General features: G+C 41.7%; 7 protein-coding genes. 5 read left to right on the top strand and 2 right to left on the bottom strand.

What is annotated here, in order from left to right; all coding sequences use genetic code 11:
• The first annotated feature begins 129 nt into the window (after nt 1-129).
• Nucleotides 130-270 (top strand): hypothetical protein, encoded by a 141-nt coding sequence (locus ACHUFV_RS17105; RefSeq protein WP_394236241.1) that lies wholly within the window; start codon nt 130-132, stop codon nt 268-270.
• 15 nt (nt 271-285) lie between these two features.
• Complete coding sequence (locus ACHUFV_RS17100; RefSeq protein WP_394236239.1) at nt 286-537, top strand: hypothetical protein; 252 nt, start codon at nt 286-288, stop codon at nt 535-537.
• A 94-nt stretch (nt 538-631) separates the two neighbouring features.
• Here ACHUFV_RS17100 and ACHUFV_RS17095 read toward each other — a convergent pair whose 3' ends face one another.
• Nucleotides 632-1,495 carry a hypothetical protein gene (locus ACHUFV_RS17095; protein WP_394236237.1) on the bottom strand — a complete coding sequence of 288 codons (864 nt, stop codon included), beginning with the start codon at nt 1,493-1,495 and terminating at the stop codon, nt 632-634.
• A gap of 206 nt (nt 1,496-1,701) precedes the next feature.
• On the opposite strand from ACHUFV_RS17095, the gene ACHUFV_RS17090 reads away from it, so the two are divergent.
• Both ACHUFV_RS17090 and ACHUFV_RS17085 read left to right on the top strand, forming a co-directional pair.
• Entirely contained in the window at nt 1,702-2,274 is a 573-nt protein-coding gene (locus ACHUFV_RS17090) for a hypothetical protein (protein ID WP_394236236.1), read from the top strand.
• A gap of 219 nt (nt 2,275-2,493) precedes the next feature.
• Complete coding sequence (locus ACHUFV_RS17085) at nt 2,494-2,997, top strand: GNAT family N-acetyltransferase (protein ID WP_394236234.1); 504 nt, start codon at nt 2,494-2,496, stop codon at nt 2,995-2,997.
• Between the two features lie 59 nt (nt 2,998-3,056).
• Here ACHUFV_RS17085 and ACHUFV_RS17080 read toward each other — a convergent pair whose 3' ends face one another.
• Nucleotides 3,057-4,472, bottom strand: a complete 1,416-nt coding sequence (locus tag ACHUFV_RS17080; protein ID WP_394236232.1) for a PQQ-dependent sugar dehydrogenase — start codon at nt 4,470-4,472, stop codon at nt 3,057-3,059.
• Nucleotides 4,473-4,697: 225 nt separating this feature from the next.
• Between ACHUFV_RS17080 and ACHUFV_RS17075 the strand changes: the two genes are divergently transcribed.
• Nucleotides 4,698-5,255, top strand: a complete 558-nt coding sequence (locus ACHUFV_RS17075; RefSeq protein ID WP_394236568.1) for a sugar O-acetyltransferase — start codon at nt 4,698-4,700, stop codon at nt 5,253-5,255.
• Nucleotides 5,256-6,098: the final 843 nt, after the last annotated feature.

The following is a 6,098-nucleotide window of genomic DNA, read 5'->3' as shown; positions in this document are numbered from 1 at the left end:
CGCAATCTGATGCCCGTGCAGCTGAATGCAAAAGGCAAAAGGGAAGCAAGGTCGCAATCTGATGCCCGTGCAGCTGAATGCAAAAGGCAAAAGGGAAGCAAGATCCTAATCTGATGCTCGTGCTGCTGAATGCAAACGGTGAAAGGGAATCAAGGCCGCAATCTGATGCCCGTGCAGCTGAATGCAAAAGGCAAAAGGGAAGCAAGGTCGCAATCTGATGCCCGTGCAGCTGAATGCAAAAGGCAAAAGGGAAGCAAGGTCGCAATCTGATGCCCGTGCAGCTGAATGCAAAAGGCAAAAGGGAAGCAAGGTCGCAATCTGATGCCCGTGCAGCTGAATGCAAAAGGCAAAAGGGAAGCAAGGTCGCAATCTGATGCCCGTGCAGCTGAATGCAAAAGGCAAAAGGCAAAAGGGAAGCAAGACCCTAATCTGATGCTCGTGCAGCTGAATGCAAACGGTGAAAGGGAATCAAGGCCGCAATCTGATGCCCATGCAGCTGAATGCAAAAGGCAAAAGGGAATCAAGGCTGCAATCTGATGCCCGTGCAGCTGAATGCAAAAGGCAAAAGGGAAGCAAGCATCGAATCTAAGAGTGATAGGTACCCAAAATGGATAAAAACCGTCCCCATGTATCATTGGAATTTTTGAGAAAGGTAGTTTGTTATCATTGTTACATCTTGATTATTGCCGGAATGATTGATATCTTCGTTTAGCTTATAGTCATTAGTGAATGACCCATCAGTCTTTTGAAAGTAGACATTAGCAATATGCTCGCCAGAACCATTATAGTTATCGGCTACAATAATGATGATATCCTTTAGCCCGTCCTTATTCACATCTTGAAGGGAAACGGCCTTGACATCTACACTATACGGAAAGTTTTCTACATTGATAAAATCATAAAGGATATCTCCGTTTTCATTTGTTAGGTAAAATACGGTCGGTACATGGTTGCCCGTTTCAAGTGTTCCTGAAACAAATGTAACGTTTCCCCAAGAATTTAAATTCACATGAAAAGATTGACTTTCAATTGGTTGAAAATACTTTATATCTTTAAGATTCTCTGGTGCAAACTCAAAGGTTCCTTCAGGTGGTTGAGAGTCATAGTACTGACATTCAGCAATATCTTTGTTAATGGTTCCTTCAAAATCTGAACCAAAATAAGGTAGTTTCTGATCCTTTTGATCATAGCTTTCTACGCTGAATTTCCCCGAGATTTTCCCGTTCTCGATTTTTAAAATAGAAAAATAAACTTTTTCTAGTAAACTCTCCTTCTTCATCCAGGTTTTTTTAATATATTGACTATAATCAAAGGTTTCCCTTGCTGTCGTTGATGTTGGGGGTGTTGTCTTCGCTGATGAGTTTGGAGCTGTGTTAATTGATGGTACGGAGGGTTCCTGTTTATTTTGTTGTGAAAGATTGGTGGAGCCATCTTTACTACAACCTGACAATAGGAGCAAAAGTGTGATGATGGTTACTAGTATTATTTTATTCATGTTTACACCACCTTTACCGTTCTTATCGGAACATGAAAGCATGTGTGGAATAAGAGTACCTCTATCGTAATTATAATACTTTAAGAAGATAAAAGCAGTGAAAGTTCTGTCAACGGGAATCACGAAAATTCTACTAAGTTAGTTCCTCCTTCAATCATTGGTTAATATATTGTTGTATTGAGTCCAAAACGCTTGGAGGTGAACCGATGTATCTTTTCAAATCAATTGCGGATGATATTCGATTGGCTCAATTAGAGTTCCGTAAACAAACAAAAGCGAGGAGGCTTGTTATAGGGTCCTTGCTCGCCTGCATGGCTGCGATATTTCAATCAGCAGGAGACCTTTTACCAGGGATTGGTTATTTTATCAGCCCTTTTGCCACCTTACCCATTCTCATTGGGGCTATGCAATCCCTTCGAAATGGTGTGATGTCGTATTTTCTTACCATCCTGCTGCTATTCATTCTATTTCCAAGTGAACTAATTGTTTTTCCCTTTACAACCGGGTTGTTAGGGATTGGGATAGGGGCAGCTTTTTCTTTTTTCAAGAAGCGATTAAGCATTATTTTAATAGGTGCTATTCTTTTAACGCTAGGAATTATGTGTCTCTTATACATTTTTCATTTTCCAGTTCTGGGACCAATCGGAACCGATTCCGTTTCATTTCTAACTGCAGGAGGGATAGCAATATTTTCATTCCTTTATAGCTGGTTATGGGCTGAGCTGGGTTTATTCTTTTTTAAAAAATTGGCTTTGTTTAAAGTAAATGGCGATAATTGAGGGTTAAACACTATGTTTAGCCTTATTCCTCTTTTCGATGAAAGGAGTGAAGTAGGCTTCAAGGAAGGAATCGAATGCCCTCATTGTTCATTAGTTTATGTTGTTATGTTCGGATATACATATTTAGTTCGGTAAGAAAATTTTTATTGCAAAAAATATGTAAGGTAATGTAACATATAATTATTAATTTAATTGAAATTAGTAGTAAGGAGCTTTTTTATGTCAGAAAAAATTACATTTAGAATTGCGAGTATAGAAGATTTACCTATTATTGTGGAGATATATAATTCAACAATACCAAGCAGAATGGTAACGGCTGATACTGAGCCTGTAACAGTTACTGATCGATTAGATTGGTTTCATGATCATAACCCTTCCAAAAGACCATTATGGGTTGTAGAGTATGAAGGAGAAATTTGTGGTTGGGTGAGTCTTCAATCGTTTTATGGCAGACCGGCATATCATGCAACTGCCGAAATTAGTATTTATCTCCATGGTGATTTTAGAGGGAAAGGACTTGGCAAAGAGATCATAAGCAAAGTGATCGAAGAATGTCCTACATATGGAATTGACACCTTACTTGGATTCATCTTTGGACACAATGAGCCTAGTATTCGGCTGTTTTCAAGCTTTGGGTTTGAGCAGTGGGCACACCTGCCAGAAGTTGCTGAATTAGATGGAATCAAGAGAGATCTGTTGATTCTTGGAAAAAAGATTTCTTAGCAAACTAGAAGAAGAAAACCCCAGTAACTGGAGTTTCCTTCTTTTAGATTAGTAATTGATCATCGAATAATTTCAAACACACTTCCTTGGTGTAAATCATTCACACTCGAAGAGCCGTAAATCCCTAAATAGAGTCTGGTTTGATTCAGGTCCGTTCCCAAACTAGCATAATAAGCGGATTGTGTCCCAAAGTCATAATCGATTTCAATTAAGCTGTAGTCATTTAACTTGCCATCCGTTCTTACCCGACTATAGGCCAATGCACCTCTAACCGGAGATTGAGATTCTTCCTTCTTAGCAAAATCGGTAAACAACACACTGCCTGTTAATTGGGGGATTCCATTCCCCATATAGGCCTGCACTCCTGTAAGGGCCGTTCCGCCAAACTTATCGGGACGGGAATCACGATGATAATAGGTGGTTAGAGGCGGAAGACGCTTCACGGAAGTATGTACTGCTTCATTGTAATAAGCAACTGTTTTCTCAACCAGCTGCGCATTTTCCGTGCAATCCCGTATAACCGGCGTCGGGAAAGCCCCTTCCCATCCTCGCCAGCCAAGGTTAATAAAGCCTTCTTGGTTAGGTTCAGTTTCCCTTACATAGGCTTGAACAAGCTGGGTCACAGGGATTGGTTTATACTGAACGAATGAAAAAATTGATTCGGCAAAGTCCTGTCCGACATTTCCTACATATTTAATCGTTTGATGATAAAATCGCTGAAAGGAAATACCTGGTATATTGCGAACTCCTTTAGCTATTACCGTTAGTGTTTCTTGGATTGGTGCGGGAAGCTCATGAAACCTTGTTACTACAGGTGGATCCTGGATAAATGTATTCCTATTCACATCTATCTCAATAATTTTTCCGGAAATTTCCATATTGTCCTGACTTAAATTAAATGGATCGTAGCCAGATCCACCATCCCCGGTTGTTAGTACGAGCTTCCCTGTTTCCGGTGAAAAGTTCAAGCTATTCACACCATTATGATTGAAAAAGGGTCTTCTTAGGTTAAGCAAGGTCCGTCGTTTTTGAGGCTGACCATTATTCGTTAGTATCCATTCCTCAACCGTATCCACATGATCATATTGTGTCTCTCGATTGCTCCACTTGAGGTTTAGTGTAGCAGGATCACAGGGGTTGGGCTCAAAGGGTTCAGAAAGTGCGCCAAGACCTTGTGTTCCAGCTACTGAATAATGAAGATAAAACAGACCGTTTTGATAAAACTGAGGATGAAACGCCAGCCCCAGCAATCCCCGTTCATCATACCCGCCGCCAGAAGCGCCTAGTTTGAGGATTCGTGTACGGATATCGAGAAAAGTCCTTAAGCCTCCGTTTCCAATGTAAAAAATCTCTCCTGTCTGAGTGGCAATAAACAATCTTTCCACTGAGTCACCTGGAAGGAAAGCGGTTTTTATAACAGTAGGTAAATTGATGTTCCTTACAAGCGGTCGTAAACGAACCTTAACTTTTATCAATGAACTTTGCACTTCCTTTTTATAGTTCTCTTTTATAAAGAATATGGTTCGAACAGTGCGGCTAGTACCAAATAAGCTGTATGAAGGGGAAGAAGAACATAGTGTGGTCATTTCTAATTAGGAGAGAATAAAGGAGGAGGGAATGTATTTGAGTTTGAACTAACTTGTATATACAAGTATAGTAGAAGTAGCCTTTTTGAAATATAGATGAAAGTAGGTCATGAAATGAAAACAGAAAAAGAAAAAATGATTGCGGGGGAACTGTATAATCCAGCTGATCCAGAATTAGTAAAGGATCGAATTGAGGCAAGACGAAAGGTTAGGATCTATAATCAAACGTTAGAAACGGAGGGTGAAAAACGGACTGAATTATTAAGGGAGCTACTTGGTTCAACTGGAGAAAATATCTATATGGAGCCAACTATCCGGTTTGATTACGGCTATAACACATACGTAGGAGAAAATTTCTATGCAAACTTCGATTGTACGATTTTAGATGTTTCTGAAGTGCGGATTGGAGATAATTGTTTGCTTGCACCGGGAGTCCAAATCTATACGGCAGCACATCCACTCAACCCAACAGAACGTAATTCCGGGATAGAGTTTGCAAAGCCGATTACGATTGGAAACAATGTATGGATTGGAGGAAGTGCCATCATTAACCCAGGCGTAACGGTAGGAGACAATGTTGTGATTGCATCAGGTGCCGTAGTGACGAAGGATGTACCCGATAATGTAGTCGTTGGAGGGAACCCGGCAAGAATTATTAAAGTAATTGAATAATAGTGAGAAGCAAGGAGGCGGTGAAGGAGGAAAACGTGAATCTGTTAGAAGTAGGTCTGTCTATTGATAAAGATTTGCTGAAAAATGGCAATTCCGTCCAAAAAAGGGGAGCCTTCTGAAACGGGGTCGTCGAAAAATCTCAACTCTGTCCAAAGAAGAGCTGCCTTTTGACAAGGTACCGCTGAAAAATCCCAACTCTGTCCAAAGAAGGATCGTCTTGGGACAAGGGACCGCCGAAAAATGGCAACTCTGTCCAAAGAAGGGTAGTCTTGGGACAAGGGACCGCCGAAAAATGGCAACTCTGTCCAAAGAAGGGTCGTCTTGGGACAAGGGACCGCCGAAAACCCCCAACTCTGTCCAAAGAAGGGTAGTCTTGGGACAAGCGACCGCCGGAAAATGGCAACTCTGTCCAAAGAAGGGACGTCTTGGGACAAGAGACCGCCGAAAAATGGCAACTCTGTCCAAAGAAGGGACGTCTTGGGACAAGGGACTGCCGAAAACCCCCAACTCTGTCCAAAGAAGGGACGTCTTGGGACAAGGGACTGCCGAAAACCCCCAACTCTGTCCAAAGAAGGGACGTCTTGGGACAAGGGACTGCCGAAAACCCCCAACTCTGTCCAAAGAAGGGACGTTTTGGGACAAGGGACTGCCGAAAACCCCCAACTCTGTCCAAAGAAGGGACGTCTTGGGACAAGGGACCGCCGAAAAATCCAAATTCTGTCCAAAGAAGGATCGACTTCGGACAAGGGACCGCCGAAAAATCCAAACTCTGTCCAAAGAAGGGTCGCCTTGGGACAAGGGACCGCCGAAAAATCCAAACTCTGTCCAAAAAAAGGTCGTCTT

Source organism: Niallia oryzisoli (assembly GCF_043641075.1).
GTDB classification, from domain to species: domain Bacteria; phylum Bacillota; class Bacilli; order Bacillales; family Cytobacillaceae; genus Bacillus_BD; species Bacillus_BD oryzisoli_A.
Note: the sequence above shows the minus strand (reverse complement) of the source record. Positions and strands in the feature narration are given on the sequence as shown.

Coding starts and splice junctions, on each gene's coding strand:
- ACHUFV_RS17090 (WP_394236236.1), top strand. CDS start 1,702: ATGTATCTTTTCAAATCAATTGCGGATGATATTCGATTGGCTCAATTA.
- ACHUFV_RS17075 (WP_394236568.1), top strand. CDS start 4,698: ATGAAAACAGAAAAAGAAAAAATGATTGCGGGGGAACTGTATAATCCA.
- ACHUFV_RS17085 (WP_394236234.1), top strand. CDS start 2,494: ATGTCAGAAAAAATTACATTTAGAATTGCGAGTATAGAAGATTTACCT.
- ACHUFV_RS17100 (WP_394236239.1), top strand. CDS start 286: ATGCAAAAGGCAAAAGGGAAGCAAGGTCGCAATCTGATGCCCGTGCAG.
- ACHUFV_RS17105 (WP_394236241.1), top strand. CDS start 130: ATGCAAACGGTGAAAGGGAATCAAGGCCGCAATCTGATGCCCGTGCAG.
- ACHUFV_RS17095 (WP_394236237.1), bottom strand. CDS start 1,495: ATGAATAAAATAATACTAGTAACCATCATCACACTTTTGCTCCTATTG.